The following is a 20,211-nucleotide window of genomic DNA, read 5'->3' as shown; positions in this document are numbered from 1 at the left end:
GCCGCCTTCCCCCTTCCCGTACCTCTCCGGACCCCTCCACCTGGACTGACCCATGAGCACCGCCCGCACCACCCGCCCGCCCACCGGACCCCGGCAACTGCACCCCGGGGCCTGGTGGTTGTGGGCGCTCGGGCTGGGCGCGGCGGCGACCCGCACCACCAATCCGGTGATCCTGCTGCTGCTCGCCGCCGTCGCCGGGTACGTGGTCGCGGCCCGGCGCGGTGACGCGCCCTGGTCGCGTTCGTACGGCGCGTTCCTGCGGCTGGGCCTGCTGGTGCTGGGCATCCGGCTGGTGTTCGCGGTGCTGCTCGGCTCGCCGATTCCGGGCACGCACGTGCTGTTCACGCTGCCCGAAGTGCCGCTTCCCACCTGGGCGCAGGGAGTGCGGATCGGCGGCCGGGTGACCGTGGAGGGCCTGCTCGCGGCGCTGTACGACGGGCTGCGCCTGGCCACCCTGCTGGTCTGCGTGGGCGCCGCGAACGCGCTGGCCAGCCCGGCCCGCCTGCTGCGCGCCCTGCCCGGCGCGCTGTACGAGGCGGGCGTGGCGGCGGTGGTGGCGATGACCTTCGCGCCGAACCTGGTCGCGGACGTCCGCCGGCTGCGAGCAGCCCGCCGCCTGCGCGGCCGCACCGACCGGGGGATCGCCGCCGTGCTGAGCGTCGGACTGCCCGTCCTGGAGGGCGCGTTGGAGCGTTCGGTGGCGCTGGCCGCGGCGATGGACACCCGCGGCTTCGGCCGCACCGCGGACGTCCCGCGCCGGCTCGCCCGCGCGACGGCCGCACTCACCCTGGCCGGCCTGCTCGGAATCTGCCTGGCCGCGTACGGGCTGCTGACCGCCGGCGGCGCGGGCTGGGCGCCACCGGTGCTACTACTGGGCCTGGCCGCCGCCTTCGCCGGGCTACTACTGGGCAGCCGACGATCCGTCAGAACCCGCTACCGGCCCGACCCTTGGGCACTGCCCGAGTGGCTGACCGCCGGTTCGGGAGCCGCCGTCGCCGGGTTGACCATCTACCTGTCCACGCGCGACCCGGCCGCCTTCGCGCCCACCGTCGTCCCGCCGACCGTCCCCGCGCTGCCGCTGGCCGCCGTACTGGCCGTACTGCTCGGCCTGGTACCGGCGTTCGCCGCCCCGACCCCGCCCCGGAGGGCTTCGTGATCACCTTCGAGCAGGTCTCCGTCCGGTACGCGGACGCCGCCGCCCCCGCCGTCGCGGACGTCGACCTGACCGTCCCCGAAGGCGAACTCTGCCTGCTGGTGGGCCCGTCGGGCTCCGGCAAGTCCACCCTGCTGGGCGCGGTCAGCGGGCTCGTCCCGCACTTCACCGGCGGCACCCTGCACGGCCGGGTCACGGTCGGCGGCCGGGACACCCGCGAACACCGGCCGCGCGAACTCGCCGACCTGGTCGGCACGGTGGGCCAGGACCCGCTGGCGCACTTCGTCACCGACACCGTCGAGGACGAACTCGCCTACGGCATGGAGTCCCTGGGCCTGCCCGCCGACGTGATGCGGCGCCGGGTCGAGGAGACCCTCGACCTGCTCGGCCTCGCCGACCTGCGCGACCGCGCCCTCACCTCCCTCTCCGGCGGCCAGCAGCAGCGCGTCGCGATCGGCTCGGTGCTCACCGTGCACCCGCGCGTCCTGGTCCTCGACGAGCCCACCTCGGCCCTGGACCCGGGCGCCGCCGAGGAGGTGCTGGCCGTCCTCCAGCGGCTCGTGCACGACCTCGGCACCACCGTGCTGATGGCCGAGCACCGGCTGGAGCGCGTCGTCCAGTACGCCGACCAGGTGCTGCTGCTCACCCCGGGCGCCCCGCCCGTCCTCGGCGAGCCCGCCGAGGTGATGGCGCACTCGCCGGTGCACCCGCCGGTGGTCGGCCTCGGACGGCTCGCCGGCTGGCGGCCGCTGCCGCTGTCCGTCCGCGACGCCCGCCGCAAGGCCGCCGGGCTGCGCTCCCAGCTGGACGGCCTGCACCCGAGCGCGGCCCCTGCGGCTCCGACCGCCGCCCCTGCTTCGACCGCCGCCCCGACCGCCGCCGCCGAGCGCCTCGCCGTCCGGCGCGGCCCCGTCCAGGCCCTGCGCGGCGTCGACCTGGCGCTGCACCCCGGCGAGATCACCGCCCTGATGGGCCGCAACGGCGCCGGCAAGTCCACCCTGCTGGGCAGCCTGGTCGGCCTGCACGCCCCCGCCTCCGGCCGGGTGACGGTCGGCGGCCGCACCCCGCACCGCACCCGCCCGGCCGAACTGATCCGCCAGGTCGGCCTCGTCCCGCAGGACCCGCGCGACCTCCTCTACGGCGAGAGCGTCACCGCCGAATGCGCCGCCGCCGACACCGACGCGGACGCCACCCCCGGCACCTGCCGCGCCCTGGTCGAACGACTGCTGCCCGGCATCGCCGACACCGCCCACCCGCGCGACCTCTCCGAAGGCCAGCGGCTCACCCTCGCGCTCGCCGTCGTACTCACCGCCCGGCCCCCGCTGCTGCTGCTCGACGAGCCGACCCGCGGCCTCGACTACGCCGCCAAGGCCCGGCTGGTGGAGATCCTGCGCGACCTCGCGACGGAAGGCCACGCCGTCCTGCTGGCCACCCACGACGTCGAACTCGCCGCCGAACTCGCCCACCGCACCGTGATCCTGGCCGAGGGCGAGATCGTCGCCGACGGCCCGACGGCCGACGTCGTCGTCTCCTCCCCCGCGTTCGCCCCGCAGGTCGCCAAGGTGCTGGCCCCCGGCCCGTGGCTCACCGTCCGCCAGGTAGCGGAGGCGCTGAGCGCATGAGCCGCCCTGTTCCGCTCGGCCGTCGATCCGTAGCGGCCCTGCTCCTGACCTCCCTCGTCGGGGTGGCCGCCTTCGGCTGGCCGCTGCTTGCCTCCACCAAGTCCGCCCTGGTCGGCCACGCCACCGACGCCCCCTGGCTGTTCGCCCTGCTGCTGCCGCTGCTCCTCGCCGTCGTCATCGCCCAGATCTCCGAGGGCCGCACGGCGGGCGGCGGCGCGCCCGGCCTGGACGCCAAGTCCGTGGCCCTGCTCGGGGTGCTCGCGGCGGCGGGCGCGGCACTGCGGCCGCTCGGCGCGGGCACGGCGGGGCTGGAGCCCATGTTCTTCCTCATGGTGCTGTCCGGCCGGGTGCTCGGGCCGGGCTTCGGCTTCGTCCTCGGTTCGCTGTCGATGTTCGCGTCCGCGCTGCTCACCGGCGGCGTCGGGCCCTGGCTGCCGTTCCAGATGCTCGCCATGGGCTGGGTCTGCCTCGGCGCCGGCCTGCTCCCGGGCTCCGCCCGCCTGCGCGGCCGGCGCGAACTCTGGCTGCTCGCGGGCTACGGCGCGCTGGCCTCCGTCCTCTACGGCACGATCATGAACCTCCAGGGCTGGCCGTACATCGCCGGGCTCTCCGGCTCCATCTCCTTCGTCCCCGGCGACCCGCTGCCCGCCAACCTGGTCCGCTTCGCCGCCTACTGCCTCACCACGTCGCTGGGCTGGGACCTCCCCCGCGCCGCCCTCACCGTCGTCCTCTGCCTCACCCTCGGCACCGCCGTCCTGCGCGCCCTGCGCCGCGCCACCCGCCGGGCCGCCTTCGACGCACCGGTGGCGTTCCGGCCGCCGGACTTCCGGCCGCCGGGCGGGTGAACTCCACCTCCCCGCCCCGGGGTCGACTACGGCAAGGCCCGCGACACCCTCGGAGCCCGGCACTCCCCGCACACCTGCCCGACCCCGGCCACGGGCCGCCCGCACAAGCCGTCCCGCCCAGGGCACTCATGCCGTCGCGGCCCCGGCCCGCCGCCGCCGTTCGGAGTCAACGGAACGGGCGGCACCTTCGCCAACCTCCCCGCCAACACCGCCCCCACGCTGTGCGTGACCCTCTCCGGCAAGGGCGCGGCCAGAATCCCCGCCAGCGCCTCCCCGCTCCACCCGCCCGCGAGCAACCCCTCCACCCGCGCGGCCTGATCGCACAGCGGCTTGCCCGCCAGCGCCATCCTGGGGTCCCTGCGCCCGAGTTCGAGCAGCAGCGCCATGCCCGCCGTCAACTTCTCGGACGGAGGGACGGAAGGAACTTCCGCTTCCTTCACCCTCACCTTTCCGGAAGGGTTTCCCGCCTTCCCGGCGCACGCCACCCCAGCTCCGGGCCCACCGGCGGCCGGGGACACGGGAAGCGGCGGCAGGGTGTGAACCGCCTTGCCCGTCACCGGCACTTCGTGCACCGAGACGATCGTCCGCACCTGCCCCGTCACCGGATCCCGCTGCGTCCGCCGCACGTAGTGCCCGGCCGCCTCCAGCTCACGGAGCGCCCGCGCCACCGTCGCCCGGCCCTCGACGCTCTTCGCCGCCAGCGTCCGGATGTCCTCCCGCGCACCGTCCGGCAGGCTGAGCAGGTAGCTGAGCAGCCCACGCGCCGCCCAACTCAGTGAGTGCTTCCGGACGACGTGGCCGTTGTCGAGGATCGTGTACCCGGGCGAGTGCTTCGGGATACGATGAATGTGCATTCGGGAGTCCCTAACTCCTAGTGCCATTCCCCGGGGTGTTCCTGCACCGCCGGGGCTCACTTTTGCCGCGCATAGGCCGTCCCTCGGAACGCCCGCGCCGACACAATGATCACCGTAATGTGCTAACCAAGCGTCAAACTCCCCACCACATCACCCAAACGGGCGGCGCAAACGCGCACCCCCCAGCGCACCCCAGCCTCACAAGCCCGGGGCGCACTTCCCAGCCACTGCCATCAGCCGATCACACAGCCCGGGCCATCCAGCCACACCCGGTGCTCACCCGCGACGGTGTCGGCGCATTGCCCACAGTCGCCGACCGGGCCCGAAGCGGTGCCGCGATCCGCCTCCATCAGTTCCACCGGGACGCCCAATTCGCCCCACGCACACGGGCTTCCAGGTGCTCACGCCGCGCCGCCGGGTCCCAGCGGATGCCGTACCCGTGTGTCGCGGCCGGATCCAACTCCCGCACCGCCTGCCGCGACAGCCTGGCCGCCCTCGACTCAGCAATCGTCTCCGGCATGATGCCAGAGCGGCACTGCATGCTGCCCGGCCCCTGCTGCGCCGACCCATCCCCGTTCCCGAGCGACGGGCCGCGCTCTGGGTGGATTCCGCGCGGGCGTACAGCCAACAAGGCAGACTGGCCGAGGGATACAAAGCGCTCAGAATCGCGGAGAGCTGTGCGCCGGAAGACATCCGTCGGCGCCCCAGCGTGCTGGAGTTGGTTGGCGACATGGCCGCCCGTGACCGTCACGGCGCTGTCCCGGAACTTCGCCGCTTCTGCCAGGAATTGGGAGTCCAGACTTGACCGACCAACGCGAGCCGTTCCTCTACGTCGTCGTCTGCGCCTCGGGCATCGCGGACGACGTCGGCACCTTGATCAGCGCCGCCCACGCCGAAGGCTGGAAGGTCGGCGTCATCGCCACCCCCCATGGGCTCGGGTTCATCGACGCGGAAGCCGTCGAACGCCAGACCGGCTACCCGATCCGCTCGGCTTGGCGCACCCCCGCAATCCCCCAGCCGCTTCCCCCGGCGGACGCCATCGCCGTGGCGCCCGCCACGTTCAACACCGTCAACAAATGGGCCGCCGGGATATCCGACACCCTCGCGCTCGGCATTCTCTGCGAGGCGTTCGGGCTCGGCATCCCCACTGCCGTTCAGCCCTACGTCAACTCGGCCCAAGCAGCCCATCCTGCGTACAGCGAGAGCCTGGAACGACTCCGCTCGATGGGCGTCCTGATCGGCGACTACATCCCCCACAAGCCGAAGGCCGGCGGAGGCCGCGACAAATACAACTGGACCCACGTCCTCGACCTGCTTCGCCCCGCACTGACCTCGATCACAGACCAGAACTGACAACGCGCCAAGCTCGCCGTCCGCCACGAAGTGACCGTACCGGTCGCAGCCATCGACGAGCGGCCATGACCACCTCGGTCATCGTTCGACGCCCGGCTCGTACAAAGGCAGGAAGTGGATGACCGGTTCCTCATACGGATGAGCCGCGCGCACTGCTCGCAGCACCGCCTCGGCCTGCTCGGCCTTCGGGGTCAGGACGAGCAGGCCCTTCCCGTTCGTCCACACGGCTCGCACGTCGAGGCTCCGCAGGCGCCGGCTCTCCGCCCGCCTCACCCCGACCGACCCGTTTCGCGGCCCTCCATGTGATTCTCCACACCGGCCGATCTTCGGCCGAACCCCACCCCTCGTCACCGCAACGGTTGCCAACGTTACGTACTGTGCTGATAAGCGAGTTGACGTCAAGTCAGCCCGCCGATCGCAGGACGCCTAGCGACATACGAGGAGAGGGCCCGACATGTCCCGACCAGCACACATCGCCATGGTGAACATCCCGGCGCACGGCCACGTCAACCCCAGCCTGGAGGTGATGCGGGAGCTGGTCGCCCGCGGCCACCGGGTCAGCTACGTCAACGACCCGTCGTTCGCCGAGCAGATCGAGTCCACCGGCGCCCGACTCGTGCCCCACGACACGACCCTGTCGATCGTCAAGGGCGGGGTCGACCCCAACATCGGGGCCGGCGTGCACACCATGATCTTCGAGGAGGCGCAGGCGATGCTGCCGCGCCTGCGCGAGGCCTTCCACGACGACCGGCCCGACCTCGTCCTGTACGACTTCATGGCGTACGCGGGCCGGGCGCTGGCCGACGGCTGGGGCGTGCCGTCCATGCTGATCTCGCCGTCAATGATCATCCGGGAGGACTCCCACCTGGCGCGCTTCGAGATGGCGCGGGAGGCCTTGGAGGCGGACAAGATCCCGGAGCGGTTCGCGCAGTGGCTCGCCGACAACGGCGTGCCGGCGGGCGAGCCGTTCGGGTACATGCTGCGCCCGGATCGCGGGCTGGCGCTCATCCCGCAGGTGCTCCAGCCCGAGATCGAGCTGGTCGATCCCCAGGTCTTCTCCTTCGCCGGGCCCTGCCTCGGCGCCCGCGAGCACCAGGGCGGCTGGACCCGTCCGGAGGGCGCGCAGAAGGTGCTGCTGGTCTCGCTCGGCTCCACCTTCACCCACCAGCCCGACTTCTACCGCGCGTGCCTGGAGGCCTTCGGCGACCTGCCCGGCTGGCATGTCGTGCTCCAGGTCGGCCAGGCAACCGACCCGGCCGAACTGGGTACGATCCCGGCCAACATCGAAGTGCACCAGTGGGTGCCGCAGTTCGCCGTACTCCAGCAGGCCGACGCGTTCGTGACCCACGCCGGAATGGGCGGGTGCAGCGAGGGCCTGTACTGCGGACTGCCGATGGTCGCGGTGCCGCAGGCCGCCGACCAGTTCGACAACGCGGACCGGCTGGTCGAACTCGGCGTCGCCCGCCGACTGGACACCGCGCAGGCCACCCCGGAGGCGCTGCGCTCCGCCGTACTGGAGCTGACCGGCGACCCGGCGGTGGCGTCCCGGCTGGCCGAGCTCAGCCGCGAGGTCCGCGCCGGCGGCAGCGCGGCCAGGGCCGCCGACCTGGTCGAGGCCGCCCTCATCTGAACCACCCGTCCGTCCGCCACCGCCCCGCCGCCCGGGGCGGTGGCGGACACCCCACCGGCCGTCGCGGCGCGCACCGTCGTTCCCTCCTCCCCAGGAGACCCTGTTGACCGAGATCATCCTCATGTCCGACCCACAGGTGGCCGCCGTCCCCGTCCAGGACTGCGGCGACCGCCTCCTGGACGTACGCGAGCACGAACTCCTGCTGGACAGCCGCAAGCGCGACGACACCGGGGCGTTCGCCCACCTGCGGTCCGGCGTGCTCGACCGACTCCTCGACGCCCAATCACACCTCCCGGACGGCCTGCGGCTGCTCTTCGTCGAGGGCTACCGCCCGCCGGCCCTCCAGCGCCGCTACTTCGACGAGTACACCGCCGAGTTGCGCGCCGCACACCCGGACTGGCCGTCCGCACAGCTCCGCTCGGCCACGAGCCGCTACGTCTCCCCGCCCGAGATCGCACCACACAGCGCCGGCGCCGCCGTCGACCTCACCCTGACCGACGCCGACGGCCACGAACTCGACCTCGGCACCCGGGTCAACGCCAACCCGGAAGAAAGCGCCGGCGCCTGCTACACCGACGCCGCCGGCCTCTCCCCCGAAGCCCGCACCAACCGGCAACTCCTCAGCCACACCCTCACCCGCGCCGGCCTCGTCAACTACCCCACCGAGTGGTGGCACTGGTCCTACGGCGACCGCTACTGGGCCCTCACAACCGGCGCACCCGCCGCCCTCTACGGCCCCGAACGCCTCTAACCCCCACGCGGCTGCCCTCCCACGCCCACCCGCAAGCTCCGCCCGCCCCCCCGACGACAGGACGGGCCACCCAGTGCGCCCCGGGGCTCGGAAGCCCCGGGGCGCGTCGGTCACTCGGTGAGGCGTCAGGCCTTGGGGCCGGCGGACTGGACGACCTCGAAGGACCAGAGGGTCGAGCCGGAGGCGGCGGGGCGCTTGGGGGCCTCGCCCTCCGGGGCGGCGGGGCGGTGGGCGGCCTGCATGGGGCCCTCCATCCACGCCTTGAAGTCCTCCTCGCTGCGCCAGCGGGTGTAGACGAGGTACTGGTCGGTGCCCTCGACGGGGCGGAGGAGCTCGAACCACTCGAAGCCGTCCGAGTTCTCCACCGCGCCGGCGCGGGAGGCGAAGCGCTGCTCCAGGACCTCCCGCTGCTCGGCGGGAACCGTCAGTACGTTGATCTTGACGACGGACATGCCGCTCCTTCTGCTCCGCCGGGGCCGCGGGTGCGGCCGCCGGTCCGGTGACTGTCTGCGGTCAGCAGTCTCCTACACCTCACACCGCGCGGGTCGGGCGATCCAGGACCTGTCGATCGAGACGGCTTGCGGCAAAGGGCCCGAAGTGCAGGCGGAGAAGGTGCGTGCAAACCCGGTTGGAGAACCCGAAATCCAACCGAATGGGGCACAGCCATGGGTATCGGCGACAAGTTCCGGGACAACGCCGAGCAGCTGGAGGAGGAAGCGAAGGAGCGTCTCGACAGCAAGGCTGGACATGCGCCGTGAGGCGGGCTACGCCTCCGGCGGCACGCTATAGCGGCTCAGCACGTCGTCCGCCGTGGACTTGTCCAGCAGGCGCAGTTCCCACGGCCCAGAGTTGACGTCGAAGTCCTTGCCGAAGCCAACCCACTTGCCGGCCATGCGGCGGCCGGTCGGGTCGACCAGCAACTGAATGGCGCCGTGGTACCTGGCCCCCTGGTAGTAGCCGTCCTGTGCGGTCTGTTCCACCCAGGAGCCCGTCACGATGTTCCGATCAACAGTGAGATCGAAGGACAGCGGCGAGTCGGGATTGGACGACGCACCGGGGAGGGACCGACCCGTGATCCGGTTGCCGTTCTGGGACAACACAACGTGGTGCAGGCCGGTGAACGTGTTCTCACGGCTGCTGCTGTAGAACTCGTAATGGCTGACCCATACCCCCGAGTAGTCCTCACCCGTGGGAGCGGGCGCAGCCTGCACGGGCACGCCCGGTTCGTCATTGGTCACGTCGTGCCCTCCCGTACCGTCCACGCTGACCCTTGGCGGCAACTGTGGCGACTCGAAGCCGAGGCGGTCAACAGGGAATCTTGGTGACAGCTTCAAGGGCTCGAACGTACACCGGACGGGGATACCTCACCTCTCCCGACTCCCAGCGCTGAACCAGGCGCTTGCTAGCGTCGTTCGGCTCTCCCTGATCCTCCCCGACTGCCCGCAGCCGCTTCGCGAACTCGTCCTGGCTGAGACGGAGCCCGAGGCGTACGGCCCGAAGGGTCTCATTCGGCGTAGTCATGGCTAGACGATAGGCCCAAACATCGCCCAACGACGCCGAAATGACGTCTTGCCAGGACTCCGGAATGACGCCCTCGCGCCGTCGCAATGGCCCACAAGGTCGGGGCACGATCAGCCTGCTGACAGTCGGAGGACCACAGAACCGGAGTCGGAGAGCGGTGACGATGACACGCGAGGACCACGAGGCCGATCGACACAGGCGACCGCCCGGCAAACGCGCCAGCCCGGCCTTGATCGCCGCTTGCCGCGCCGACTACCACGAGGCCAAGGCGGACGACGATCGGCGTCCCCCGGACCCCTTCAAGTACGCCCCGCTGGGATGGGAGGACGTGACCAGTGGCGCCGCCTGACAGCCGGCCGAGGTGCGCCGTGTGCGCGTCCTTCGACAAGATCGCCCGCGCGTTCGCGGAGTCGCCCCAGCTTCCGGATCGGTCGGTGCTGCGCGAGATCGAGCTTCGCCGCCTGGCACACGAACTCACCTGTAATGCGGTGGCGCGTGTCGCTTCGTGAGATCGCCCGGCGGGCACCGGACACGCCCGCCCCGGACATTGACCAGTGCCCCGGCTGCCGGTACTTCGACTCCGCGCAAGCGCAGTACCCCGCCGAGGACTTCCCCACGATCGCACGGAACTTGGCGCGCAGACAGGCGCAGCACATCACGGACGGCGAATGCCTGGTGATGCACGATGCCGACGAGTGAGCCGGAGTACCTGCCGCCGGACTGGACGAGTTTCCTGGGCGGGCCGGTGCCGTATCCGGTTGATCAGGACGACCAGGGCGGCACCGAGAAGGACACCGTGCCGCCCTTGGAACCCGTCCCCGACTCGCCGACCATGGCCCGCCTCAGGATCGCGGCGGCGATCGCCAACGCCCGCTCCCGCTGGGGGATTTGATACTCCCATCCCAAGGAGTGGGGACCGCAAGGAAGATCGAGAGAGAGGACAGTGCAATGACCGCCCGTCCCGAATTCGAGTTCGTCACCATCGCGGCGTGCCAGAACACGGTGCGCAAGGCGTGCCCGCAGGTGGCCACCAACATCCCCGGCGTCGTCGCCTTGCGCGACAGCGAGCGGCCCGGTGAGGTGGTCACCATGACCCGCGAGGCGTGGGCGGAGTTCACCGACGCCGTCAAGTGCGGGGAGTTCGACCTGAGCGCGTAGGAGACCTGTGGACTGTCAGCTGTGTGATCAGCCCATCGCGTTCGACCCGGAGACAGGCCAAGGCTTCTGCTTCCGGTGCGACCAGTGGGCGACCGTCTACCCGGATCAACCGGACCCGTACCGGTACACGCCCAAGAATCGGCCCTACCGGCCGAGGAGGCACGGGCCGAACGACCACCCGGGTAGCAACGGTGGGCAGTCCACGCCCGCATGACCCCGAGAACAGCCCCGTCCATGCATCGTCCCCCGTGACGCATGGGCGGGGCTTCGCCGTCCGGCGGCACTTCCAGCGACGGCCGGGCAGCGCTTATGCGAATGGCTCGACACATTCGTTGATCATGACTACGCCCACGGGTCCATCCTGCCTCGACTAACAGGACGGACAACAGACCAGCGCATCAGAGGTACATCAGCGAACCTGTTGCGCCTCGGCGACCCGCTCCCCGCCAACCTGGCCTGCTTCGCCGTCTACTGCCTCATCACGTCCCCGGGCCGGAACTTCCCCCGCGCCGCCTTCGCCGCCTCCGTACCTACCCGTCCGCAAGCGTCGAGAAGAGGTCGACCACCCTGCGGGTCTCGAGTGCCTTGTCGCCGCTGTCGCTCTCCGTACTCCGTTGGCCGGGGCTCCGCGCCCATTCGGGCTCCTCATCGGAGTCGGCCTCGTTCTGGTCGACGGATTCCCGCCACTCCGCGAGCAGCCGGTCCACCGACACGCCCGCTCGGCTCGCCATCAACTCCACCATGTCCGCGGCATCCCTTGCCGCTTCGAAGTCACGCTCGGAGGACCAGTGTTCGGCTTCTGCTTCGGCGAGCCTCACCACTTCCGCCCGGACACTCTTCCGGAGTTCGGGGCTGACGTTCCCGAGGTCCACCGTTTCGAAGAACAGCTCCATGTCGGCAGGGTCGTAGATCCCGGAGATCGTCAGATCGATGAGCCGCTCGATCACCTCGGGCGCGACCAGACGGTAGCGCTGGACCGCGACGATCAAGGAGACGGATGCCTCGGAATGGGGATCGGCAACGACCCGGCCGCCGATACCGACCAGCGCCGACACGGCCTGGGCAGACCACTCGGACGATTCCCGCCCACCGAACTCGACCATGAAGGGCAGCACGGTGGACAGCAACCCGGGACGCGGATCGAAGGTCCGGTAGCCGCCCTTGCCGATCTTTGCGGCCCATTCCTCCACATGCTGATCGAAGAGGGTCTCGATCCTTTCGACCACGGTGCCGGCATTCTCGACCACGGCTTCCCTGAGCCCTTCATGCGGGCTCGCCGTGACACCGGAACCATCGCCGCGCAGAATCCTGCGGAACACGAGCGCGGACGGCGCACCGGTCGCCGGTTTCCCGTCGCGGCAGCCAGGATGGTCGAGCCCGGAGTAGCGGAGCAGCATGAGCAGCTGCCGAATGTCCTGCACGCCGGAAAGCAGCATCTCCGCTTCGCCCGGGGCCGTGCCGAGCCGGTGGAGCAGGTAGTCGCGGCAGGAGGGGTTCGCCAGCGCCACCCGCTGGGTCCCCCGTGGCGTCGACCTCGACCTGTTCCGGGTGGAGATGGTAATCCAGGTCCCTTCCAGGACCTTCAGGGCCTGCTGGTAGGTGTAGGGATCGAAGTCCCGGATATGGGTTCGGAGGGACTTCTCCTCGATCCCCTCCGGAGGGTAGGTGACCAGGACGGAGAGGACCGTCCGCCCCGTCCGCGACAGCTGGTGGTAGGAGCCCGACCACAACTCCTCGGGGTGGTCGAGAGCTTCCTTCAGGCTGGGCAGCAACGTGTCGAGTGCCCGGGACTTGTGGCGTACGACCTGCTCCAGGATTCGCGGACTGTAGTTCGGATGATTGATGACGCCGAGGTAGTCCCTGCCCTCGACCAGGAGCTTCTTGTCACCCGCCGGCAGATCCGAGAAATAGAGGTGGTTGTAGAAGATGTGCGCCTTCACATAGGCGCTGTAGTCCTCGATCTGCACTTCGGCACAGGTCAGGAATTCCCGGGACCGCCTGATCCGGTCGCTGCGCTCCGTGGCGTCCCGGAAGACCTGCTCCCTGGTCGTGAGAATGAACCGCTTGTTCTCGGGTTCTGCCCGGCGGACCCGTTCCACGAGCTGGGCGATCCGGTGGTCCTCGTTCTTCCCGGTGGTCTCGGCCAGGTCGGTCTGCCCCAGGAAGTCGTCGTAGTAGAAGATCTGCGGGATCTCGCGATTCCAGGCGTCGAATCCCTCCTTCACGTCCTCGCTGATCTGGACCACTTGCCATTTCTCCTGCCAGTGCGCAAGCAGTGCCATTTCGGCCAGGATGCTCTTGCCGACCCCCGGAGGCCCCGTGACGATGCAGACCCGGTCCGCCTCCAGGATCCGCATGACCCGGTTGAAGTGCTGTGTCCCCACGTAGTACTTGGCCCGCTTCTCGACGCTTTCCAGCAACTCCTCGGTGCGGTTCCACAGACCGGCGTGCACGATCCTCGACAGCACCGCCGCCGAGGTGGTCCAGAGCTTGAATTGTCCCAGCTCGACCTGCGGATGACGGGCGAGAAGGGCATTGAGGTCCTCCAGCCCGAGGACATCCGCATGCGCGATCGGCAGCACGGGGGAAAGGAGGCGCACCAGCTCCTCCTTGGACTCCACGGTCATCGACACGCTCGTTGCGAGGATGTACCGACGGATCCCCGTTGCGGTTTTCCATTTCGCCGCTTCCTTCTGCACCGCACGCCGCAGGGCCGCCCGCCCGCCGCGCAGGAAGTGCTTGCACTGGATGACCACGCTGCCGTCGGCCATCGCACAGCGCAGATCGACCCCCTTGTCCCGGCCGGGGCCGAAGGACTCGACGTGGACACCGAGTTCGGCATTCAGCAGCTCGGCCACCAGAGCTTCGAAGTCGACGGGCGACAGGGTGCTGAAGTCGTAGTCAGGCATGGCGCTGCGGTACCGGTCCTCACGTCGCTGGTGCACGGGCTGCCATCATCACCCAGCGATCGCGGCGCCCGCAGCAAGAGGGCGGCGCAGCCCGACCACGGGCCCAACAGCCTCCCGCACAACGCCAACCGTCGCCCGGCGGCTCGCGTCCCGAGGCGGCGGTACAGTCAGCACCAGCATCAGGGCTGCGCCGGCAGCGTACGGACCGGCCGCCGCTCTGGCTCTACAGCCGGGACACCCTGTCGTGGGCCCCCGTTCCGGCTGTGCCTGCTATAGCGGGCTTCTATGTGAGTGGCTTGACACGCTCATTGATCTTGACGACGGACATGCCGCTCCATCTGCTCCGCCGGGGCCGCGGGTGCGGCCGCCGGTCCGGTGACTGTCTGCGGTCAGCAGTCTCCTACACCTCACACCGCGCGGGTCGGGCGATCCGAGGTCTGTCGATCGTGACGCTCTGCGGCAACTGGCCCGAAGTGCAGGCGGAGAGGGGGCGTGCAAGCCTGGTTGGAGAACCCGAAATCCAACCGAATGGGGCACAGCCATGGGTATCGGCGACAAGTTCCGGGACAAGGCCGAGCAGTTGGAGGAGGAGGCGAAGTCGCGCCTCGGCAACAAGCCCCCGAAGGCGGACGACGCCCAACAGAAGGCCGCCCAGACCCAGCAGCAGGGCCAACAGCAGGGCCAGCAGAACCTGGACGACCTACCGGACGACATCGACGACCGGAAGTAGCGGCCAAGACCGGGCGGGGACGGCCGAGGCAGATCCTCGACCGTCCCCGTACTCATGTCCGGACCGCTTCGCGGGTCAGGCGATCCACGGCGGGAGGAGGCGCTCGGCGTCGCGGGGGGCGAGGCCGCAGGCGCCTTCGGGGGTGACGGCGTCGGGGTTGTAGGCGTGGGCGGGGGACGGGCCGGCGACGATGGCGGTGAAGCCGTCGGCGGTGGTGATCCGGCGGGCGAGGTCGGCGGGGAGGACGAGGGTGTCGCCGGCGGTGAGGGGCACCGGGCCGTCGGGGAGGGTGACGGTGCCGGTGCCGGTGAGCAGTGTCCAGATCTGTTCGACGTCCATGGCGTGGAGCGGGCCGCTCTTGCCCGCCGCCATGTCGACCTGCCACAGGGCGAGGGTGGTTGAGCCCTGGGTGGGTGAGGCGTAGGTGGTCATGACGGCGTTCGGCGTCTCGGTGCGGCGGGCTTCGGCGTGGCGGATCACGGGCATGGCGAGGGAACCCCCTAAGATGGTCAATGGCGTTGTCTATATGGTCAATGAGGTTGTCTACCCATGTCAAGCGAGCCCGTGAGCACACCCACGAGCACACCCACAAGCACCCCCACGAGCGAACCCGCCCCGCCCGGCTTCGAGTTGCCGCTGCGCCTGCTGCTCACCTTCCGGACGATCATCGACGAGCTGCACGAGCGCATCGCCCGCGAGGGCCACCCCGACCTGCGGCCCATGCACGGCTTCGTCTTCCAGGCGATCGGACCGCACGGCACCACCGCCGTCGAACTCGGCCGCCGGCTCGGCGTCTCCAAGCAGGCCGCTGGCAAGACCATCGAGAACCTGGAGCAGCTCGGCTACGTCGAACGCGGCGGCGACCCGGCCGACGCCCGCCGCAAGGTCGTCCGACTGACCGCCCGCGGGGTGGACTGCCTGGTCCGGTCGGCCCGGATCTTCGACGAGCTGCGCGCCGAGTGGTCCGCCACCCTGGGCGAGGAGCGCCTGCGCGAGGTGGAGACGGCCCTGCGCCTGCTCGCCCCCGGCGACCCGTTCCGCCTCGACACCCCTCGCTGGTTCGGCGGTCCGTGAGGAAGAATCAGGAGCGGAACGAACCACAGGGGGAAGCGGATGAGACGGCTGGGACGGACGGTCGCAACGGCGGCCGTACTGGTGCTCGCGGCGTGCTCCTCGCCGGTTCCAGGGTCGCCGCTCCCCGAGCACATGTCCCCGGAGGCCCGCGGCTACCTCTCGGAGGCCCTGGACCTCATCCAGCAGAAGTCCCTGAACACCGCGAAGGTGGACTGGCCGAAGCTCCGCACCCAGGCCTTCGCCCAGGCGGCCGCGGCCCGCACCCCGGCCGACACCCACACCGCGATCAGGGCCGCTGTCACCGCCCTCGACGACCACCACAGCCGTTTCTACCCGCCCGACCAGGCGGCGAAGGTCGACGCCGACCCGGAGGCCGTGAACGCCCCGACCGCCCGGCCACTCCCCGGCCGCATCGCCCAGTTGACCCTCCCGGCGGTGAACGGATCGGAGCACACCTACGCCGGGTACGTGACCCGCGGCCGTGCCGCCGTCGCCGAAGTGAGCGCCTGCGGCTGGGCGGTGGACCTGCGGGGCGAGACCGGGGGCGGGATGTGGGCCCCGCTGGCCGTCGCGGCGCCGATCCTCGGCGACGGCCCGCTGGGCGCCTTCGTCACCGCGGACGGCACCCGCAGCACCTGGTCGGTCCGCGACGGCGTGCCGTACCTGGACGACGCCCCGCAGGCCTCCCCCGCCGCCCACCACGACAAGGCGCCCGCCCACCAGGACAACACGCCCGAAACGCCCGTCGCCGTCCTCACCGGCCGCGCGACCGGCAGCGCGGGCGAGGCGGTCGCCATCGCCTTCATCGGCCGCCCGGCCACCCGCAGCTTCGGCCAGCCCACCTACGGGGTGCCCACCGGCAACGCCGCCCACCGGCTGTCGGACGGCGCCGTCCTGCTGCTCACCGGCGCCGCCGAGGCCGACCGCACCGGCCGGGTCCACGAGGGCCCGATCGAGCCGGACGAGGCGGTCGAAACGGCCGACCCCCGCAAGGACGACGACCCCGCGCTCGCCGCCGCCGTCGCCTGGCTCTCCAACCAGACCCCCTGCAAGGCAAGCTAGAACGACCGCCCCTCGCCCCGGTACGGCGGCTCGTGGGCGGGCCGGTCCGGGCGGTCGCGCCGGTCGGCGCAGAGGGTGGAGCTGAGGCGGGTGAGCAGGTCGGCGAGGTCGGCGTACTGCTGCTCGTCCCAGTCGCCGAGCAGGTCGGCGAGTTGCGAGCGCCGGGCGGCGACCAGCTTGACGGCCGCCTCCGCCCCCGGTTCGGTGAGCCGTAGCGGCAGCCCGCCGCTGCGGGCGGCGAGGCCGCGGCCCTCGACTTCCCGGACGGCGCTCTCGATGACGGCGATCGGGATGATCCGCCGCTCGGCGAGTTCGGCCGGCTCGACCGAGCCGTGGTGGTGCATCTGCAACAGCAGCCAGCTGGAGGCGGGTTGGAGGTCCAGACCGGCCCCCTCGGTGATCCGCCGGAAGAGGTCGCGCCGGGCCTCGCGGGTGCTCAGCACCGAGAGCGCGCGGGCGATCTCATCCAGCGACGAGCGTTGGACGGGGTTGAGGCCGATGGATTCGCTCAGGTCGGGTGCGGTGACGGTGGAGCGCAGCTTCTGCTCGCGCAGGAACAGCGACAGCACGAAGGCGACCACCGCGACGGGCACCGCGTACAGGAACACCCGGGTGATCGACTCGGCGTACGCGTGGTGGACGGCTTCCTGGACGACGGCGGGCAACTGGGTGATCACCCGCGGGTCGGAGGTGACGGCCTCGGGGTGGAAGCCGGGTGGCAGCGGCAGGCCGGTGAGGGCGTCGGCGAGCCGGTCGCGCAGCCCGCTGGCGAACAGGGTGCCGAAGATGGAGACGCCGAAGGAGGCGCCGATGGAGCGGAAGAAGGTAGCGCCGGCGGTGGCGACGCCGAGGTCCTGGTAGCCGACGGAGTTCTGCACGATCAGCACCAGCACCTGCATGACCAGGCCCAGCCCGAGGCCGAAGACCAGGAAGTAGAGGCTCATCTCGGTGGTGCTGCTGTGCTCGTCGAGCCGGGAGAGCAGCAGCAGGCCGACGGTGGTGACGGCCGTCCCGGCGATCGGGAAGATCCGGTAGTGGCCGGTGCGGGCGACGATCTGGCCGGAGCCGACCGAGGTGAGCAGCATGCCGAGCACCATCGGCAGCATGTGGATGCCGGACAGGGTGGGCGAGACCTGCTTGACGACCTGAAGGAAGGTCGGCAGGTAGGTGAGGGCGCCGAACATCGCGAAGCCGACCACGAAGGAGATCACCGCGACCAGGCTGAACGTCCGGGAGCGGAACAGCCGCAGCGGCAGCACCGGTTCGCCGGCCGTCCGCTCGACCAGGACGAAGGCGAGCAGCAGCACCAGGCTGAGCACGCCGAGCCCGACGATCTGCCAGGAGGTCCAGCCCCAGGTGGTGCCGCCGAGGGAGGTCATCAGCACCAGGCAGGTGGCGACGGCGGCGATCAGCACGGTGCCGAGGTAGTCGATCCGGTGCTGGCGCCTGGCCTCCTGCCCGGGCAGGACGGCGGCGATCACCACCAGGGCGACGATGCCGATCGGCAGGTTGATGTAGAAGACCCAGCGCCAGCTGAGGTTGTCGACGAACAGGCCGCCGAGCAGCGGGCCGAGGACGCTGGTCACGCCGAAGACGGCACCGAAGAGGCCCTGGTACTTGCCGCGGTCCCGGGGGGAGACGAGGTCGCCGACGATGGCCTGGGTGAGCACGATCAGCCCGCCGCCGCCCAGGCCCTGCAGCGCGCGGAAGGCGATGAGTTCGCCCATGTTCTGGGCGATGCCGCAGAGTACGGAGCCGAGCAGGAAGATCACGATGGAGGCCTGGAAGAAGCGCTTCCGGCCGTACATGTCGCCGAGCTTGCCCCAGAGCGGGGTGGCGGCGGTGGAGGCCAGCAGGTAGGCGGTGACCACCCAGGAGATGTGGTCCAGGCCGCCGAGGTCGCTGACGATGGTGGGCAGCGCGGTGGAGACGATGGTCTGGTCGAGGGCGGCGAGCAGCATCGCCAGCAGCAGGGCGCCGATCGGCACCCAGAGGTTGGGGACGGTGACCTCCGGCGGGCCGGGCTCGTACGCCGGGCTGCGGTCGGACGCGGCGCGCGAGTCCGTCATGGCGGCTCCGTAGGGTCGCGGGCCCCGGCCGAGGCGGCGGGCCCGTGCGGATGATCACTCCCAGCTCACCATGCTGTCAGAAATGCCCCGGTTTGCTCCCTCGGATTGAGCCGAACGTAGCCGCCGGGCCCACCGACCCAGGACACACCGCACCGACCCGACCGCCGGCACCGGGGACATCCGCCGCTCCCCGACCGTTCCTCGGGAAACAACCGCCACCAACCGGCACAACACCCCCGCCCGGGTCCGGACGCCCCTGTCCCCCCTCCGGGACGTCCTGCATAATCAGGCGCGATCGTGAGCCCGGGAACCGCCCCGGGGCACGCAGACCGCCCGAGAACCGAGGAGGACCGGCCGATGCCGGACCAGCACTGCCCGACGTGCGGCACCGCACGCTCCACCGGGTGCGGCTGCGTCCCGGACCCGAGCCTCACCGAGACGGCCGTCCTCCCGCACCTCGAAGGCCCGCCACTGGTCCGCCCGTACGTGCCGCAGGCGGTCGGCCAGGTCGCCGAGGAGCCCGTGGCGGACGTCCCCGCCGTCGACCCGTTCGCGACCACCGTCCTGCCGCCGGTCGCCCCGGAACAACCGGCCCCCGTCCACCCCGCCCCGCCCGTGGTTCCCCCGCTGGGGCCGGACGCCGACGCCTACGCCACCACCGTGCTGCCGCCGCTGCCCGCCTCCGGGCCGGGCGCGTACGCGGCGGCGACGGCCCCGCAGGCCGCGTCCGGCGGCGACCTCGGGGTCTTCCCCTTCGACCACGCGACGTCCGGGCCCGAGCCGGAGCCCGTCGGCGGCCGGGCCGCGCGCAGAGCCGCCGAGCAGGCCGCGCAGAACCCGCTGGCCCGGCACAAGCTGCTGCTGGCCGGGGTGGGCGCCGGCCTGGTCGCGCTCACCATCGGCATCGCGTACGCGGTGACGCCCTCGCCCGCCCCGACGACCCGGCAGGCGCAGCCGCTGCCCACCACCCTGGCGCCCGCGCCGGTGGAGCCGACCGCCCCGGCACCGACGGACCCGGCCACGCCGCCGCCGCCGACCAGCGAGGCGCCGAGCCCGACGTCGCCCCCCACCCGCAAGCCGAGCCCGACGAAGACGGCCACCCCGGCGCCGACGCCGACCACCCAGGCCCCGGTCGCCGCTCCCCCGGCCCCGGCTTCCGTCCCGACCCCGCCCCCGACACCCACGCCCACCCCCACCACCGCGACGCCCACGCCGACCCCGACCCCCACCCCGACGCCGACCCCGACCACCCGGGTGCTCCAGATGGGGATGACCGGCGCCGACGTCAAGGACATGCAGCAGCGGCTGTGGGCGGCCGAGTGCGGATACGTCGACAAGTCGATGATCACCGGGACCTTCGACTTCTGGACCCGGTCGGTGCTCGGCGACTACCAGACCAGCAACCGGATCAAGGGCGAGACCTTCGTCTACGGCCCGAAGACCCGGGCCGCCCTGGAGGCCGACCCGGGCTGCTGAGCCC

At 71.4% G+C, this 20,211-nt stretch carries 19 protein-coding genes and 2 pseudogenes; 14 read left to right on the top strand and 7 right to left on the bottom strand.

Going from position 1 to position 20,211, the window contains the following annotated elements; translation table 11 throughout:
• Window positions 1-52: 52 nt before the first annotated feature.
• From ACFWPI_RS18365 to ACFWPI_RS18355, 3 genes are read left to right on the top strand one after another with little or no spacing between them, the layout of a single operon-like run.
• Window positions 53-1,156 carry a CbiQ family ECF transporter T component gene (locus tag ACFWPI_RS18365; protein ID WP_380370523.1) on the top strand — a complete coding sequence of 368 codons (1,104 nt, stop codon included), beginning with the start codon at window positions 53-55 and terminating at the stop codon, window positions 1,154-1,156.
• Window positions 1,153-2,775 (top strand): ABC transporter ATP-binding protein, encoded by a 1,623-nt coding sequence (locus ACFWPI_RS18360; protein WP_380370521.1) that lies wholly within the window; start codon window positions 1,153-1,155, stop codon window positions 2,773-2,775. The genes ACFWPI_RS18365 and ACFWPI_RS18360 overlap by 4 nt, the downstream gene beginning before the upstream one ends.
• Window positions 2,772-3,620, top strand: a complete 849-nt coding sequence (locus tag ACFWPI_RS18355) for an ECF transporter S component (RefSeq protein ID WP_380370519.1) — start codon at window positions 2,772-2,774, stop codon at window positions 3,618-3,620. Before ACFWPI_RS18360 ends, ACFWPI_RS18355 begins: the two co-directional genes overlap by 4 nt.
• Window positions 3,621-3,646: 26 nt before the next feature.
• Here ACFWPI_RS18355 and ACFWPI_RS18350 read toward each other — a convergent pair whose 3' ends face one another.
• The gene (locus ACFWPI_RS18350) at window positions 3,647-4,474 is read right to left on the bottom strand and encodes a helix-turn-helix domain-containing protein (protein ID WP_380370516.1); all 828 of its coding nucleotides are present in this window, start codon (window positions 4,472-4,474) and stop codon (window positions 3,647-3,649) included.
• Window positions 4,475-4,994: 520 nt separating this feature from the next.
• On the opposite strand from ACFWPI_RS18350, the pseudogene ACFWPI_RS18345 reads away from it, so the two are divergent.
• A pseudogene (locus ACFWPI_RS18345) lies at window positions 4,995-5,279 on the top strand (transcriptional regulator); the annotation flags it as partial.
• Entirely contained in the window at window positions 5,276-5,827 is a 552-nt protein-coding gene (locus ACFWPI_RS18340; protein ID WP_380370503.1) for a flavoprotein, read from the top strand. The pseudogene ACFWPI_RS18345 and the gene ACFWPI_RS18340, both read left to right, overlap by 4 nt.
• 78 nt (window positions 5,828-5,905) lie before the next feature.
• Here ACFWPI_RS18340 and ACFWPI_RS18335 read toward each other — a convergent pair whose 3' ends face one another.
• On the bottom strand, window positions 5,906-6,061 hold the full coding sequence (locus ACFWPI_RS18335) for a hypothetical protein (RefSeq protein WP_380370499.1): 156 nt from the start codon (window positions 6,059-6,061) through the stop codon (window positions 5,906-5,908).
• 220 nt (window positions 6,062-6,281) lie between these two features.
• Between ACFWPI_RS18335 and ACFWPI_RS18330 the strand changes: the two genes are divergently transcribed.
• Window positions 6,282-7,457, top strand: a complete 1,176-nt coding sequence (locus tag ACFWPI_RS18330) for a macrolide family glycosyltransferase (RefSeq protein ID WP_380370496.1) — start codon at window positions 6,282-6,284, stop codon at window positions 7,455-7,457.
• 103 nt (window positions 7,458-7,560) lie between these two features.
• Window positions 7,561-8,208 carry a M15 family metallopeptidase gene (locus tag ACFWPI_RS18325; protein ID WP_380370494.1) on the top strand — a complete coding sequence of 216 codons (648 nt, stop codon included), beginning with the start codon at window positions 7,561-7,563 and terminating at the stop codon, window positions 8,206-8,208.
• 125 nt (window positions 8,209-8,333) lie between these two features.
• Here ACFWPI_RS18325 and ACFWPI_RS18320 read toward each other — a convergent pair whose 3' ends face one another.
• Both ACFWPI_RS18320 and ACFWPI_RS18315 read right to left on the bottom strand, forming a co-directional pair.
• Complete coding sequence (locus ACFWPI_RS18320; protein ID WP_363580788.1) at window positions 8,334-8,660, bottom strand: antibiotic biosynthesis monooxygenase; 327 nt, start codon at window positions 8,658-8,660, stop codon at window positions 8,334-8,336.
• A gap of 312 nt (window positions 8,661-8,972) precedes the next feature.
• A pseudogene (locus ACFWPI_RS18315) lies at window positions 8,973-9,729 on the bottom strand (helix-turn-helix domain-containing protein).
• 495 nt (window positions 9,730-10,224) lie between these two features.
• On the opposite strand from ACFWPI_RS18315, the gene ACFWPI_RS18310 reads away from it, so the two are divergent.
• Genes ACFWPI_RS18310 through ACFWPI_RS18300 form a run of 3 tightly spaced genes read left to right on the top strand, consistent with a single transcriptional unit; the run spans window position 10,225 to window position 10,887 of the window.
• Complete coding sequence (locus ACFWPI_RS18310; protein WP_380370490.1) at window positions 10,225-10,428, top strand: hypothetical protein; 204 nt, start codon at window positions 10,225-10,227, stop codon at window positions 10,426-10,428.
• Window positions 10,415-10,621: a hypothetical protein gene (locus tag ACFWPI_RS18305; protein WP_380370487.1), complete on the top strand. Its 207-nt coding sequence runs from the start codon at window positions 10,415-10,417 to the stop codon at window positions 10,619-10,621. Before ACFWPI_RS18310 ends, ACFWPI_RS18305 begins: the two co-directional genes overlap by 14 nt.
• A gap of 56 nt (window positions 10,622-10,677) precedes the next feature.
• Entirely contained in the window at window positions 10,678-10,887 is a 210-nt protein-coding gene (locus tag ACFWPI_RS18300) for a DUF397 domain-containing protein (protein WP_380370485.1), read from the top strand.
• 530 nt (window positions 10,888-11,417) lie between these two features.
• Here the strand turns inward: ACFWPI_RS18300 and ACFWPI_RS18295 are convergent.
• The gene (locus tag ACFWPI_RS18295) at window positions 11,418-13,796 is read right to left on the bottom strand and encodes a restriction endonuclease (RefSeq protein WP_380370483.1); all 2,379 of its coding nucleotides are present in this window, start codon (window positions 13,794-13,796) and stop codon (window positions 11,418-11,420) included.
• A 541-nt stretch (window positions 13,797-14,337) separates the two neighbouring features.
• Between ACFWPI_RS18295 and ACFWPI_RS18290 the strand changes: the two genes are divergently transcribed.
• Window positions 14,338-14,526: a hypothetical protein gene (locus ACFWPI_RS18290; RefSeq protein WP_063347404.1), complete on the top strand. Its 189-nt coding sequence runs from the start codon at window positions 14,338-14,340 to the stop codon at window positions 14,524-14,526.
• Between the two features lie 75 nt (window positions 14,527-14,601).
• Here ACFWPI_RS18290 and ACFWPI_RS18285 read toward each other — a convergent pair whose 3' ends face one another.
• On the bottom strand, window positions 14,602-15,012 hold the full coding sequence (locus ACFWPI_RS18285; protein WP_380370480.1) for a cupin: 411 nt from the start codon (window positions 15,010-15,012) through the stop codon (window positions 14,602-14,604).
• Window positions 15,013-15,090: 78 nt separating this feature from the next.
• Here ACFWPI_RS18285 and ACFWPI_RS18280 point away from each other — a divergent pair, with 78 nt between their 5' ends.
• Together ACFWPI_RS18280 and ACFWPI_RS18275 are read left to right on the top strand one after the other, a co-directional pair.
• Window positions 15,091-15,600: a MarR family winged helix-turn-helix transcriptional regulator gene (locus ACFWPI_RS18280; protein ID WP_380424908.1), complete on the top strand. Its 510-nt coding sequence runs from the start codon at window positions 15,091-15,093 to the stop codon at window positions 15,598-15,600.
• Between the two features lie 39 nt (window positions 15,601-15,639).
• On the top strand, window positions 15,640-16,662 hold the full coding sequence (locus ACFWPI_RS18275) for a S41 family peptidase (protein ID WP_380370476.1): 1,023 nt from the start codon (window positions 15,640-15,642) through the stop codon (window positions 16,660-16,662).
• On the opposite strand, the gene ACFWPI_RS18270 is transcribed toward ACFWPI_RS18275, so the two are convergent.
• Window positions 16,659-18,731 carry an MFS transporter gene (locus tag ACFWPI_RS18270; RefSeq protein ID WP_380370473.1) on the bottom strand — a complete coding sequence of 691 codons (2,073 nt, stop codon included), beginning with the start codon at window positions 18,729-18,731 and terminating at the stop codon, window positions 16,659-16,661. The genes ACFWPI_RS18275 and ACFWPI_RS18270 overlap by 4 nt on opposite strands.
• Window positions 18,732-19,088: 357 nt before the next feature.
• Between ACFWPI_RS18270 and ACFWPI_RS18265 the strand changes: the two genes are divergently transcribed.
• On the top strand, window positions 19,089-20,207 hold the full coding sequence (locus ACFWPI_RS18265; protein WP_380370470.1) for a peptidoglycan-binding protein: 1,119 nt from the start codon (window positions 19,089-19,091) through the stop codon (window positions 20,205-20,207).
• Window positions 20,208-20,211 lie beyond the last annotated feature (4 nt).

This window comes from Kitasatospora sp. NPDC058492 (assembly GCF_042720685.1).
Lineage (GTDB): Bacteria > Actinomycetota > Actinomycetes > Streptomycetales > Streptomycetaceae > Kitasatospora.
Note: the sequence above shows the minus strand (reverse complement) of the source record. Positions and strands in the feature narration are given on the sequence as shown.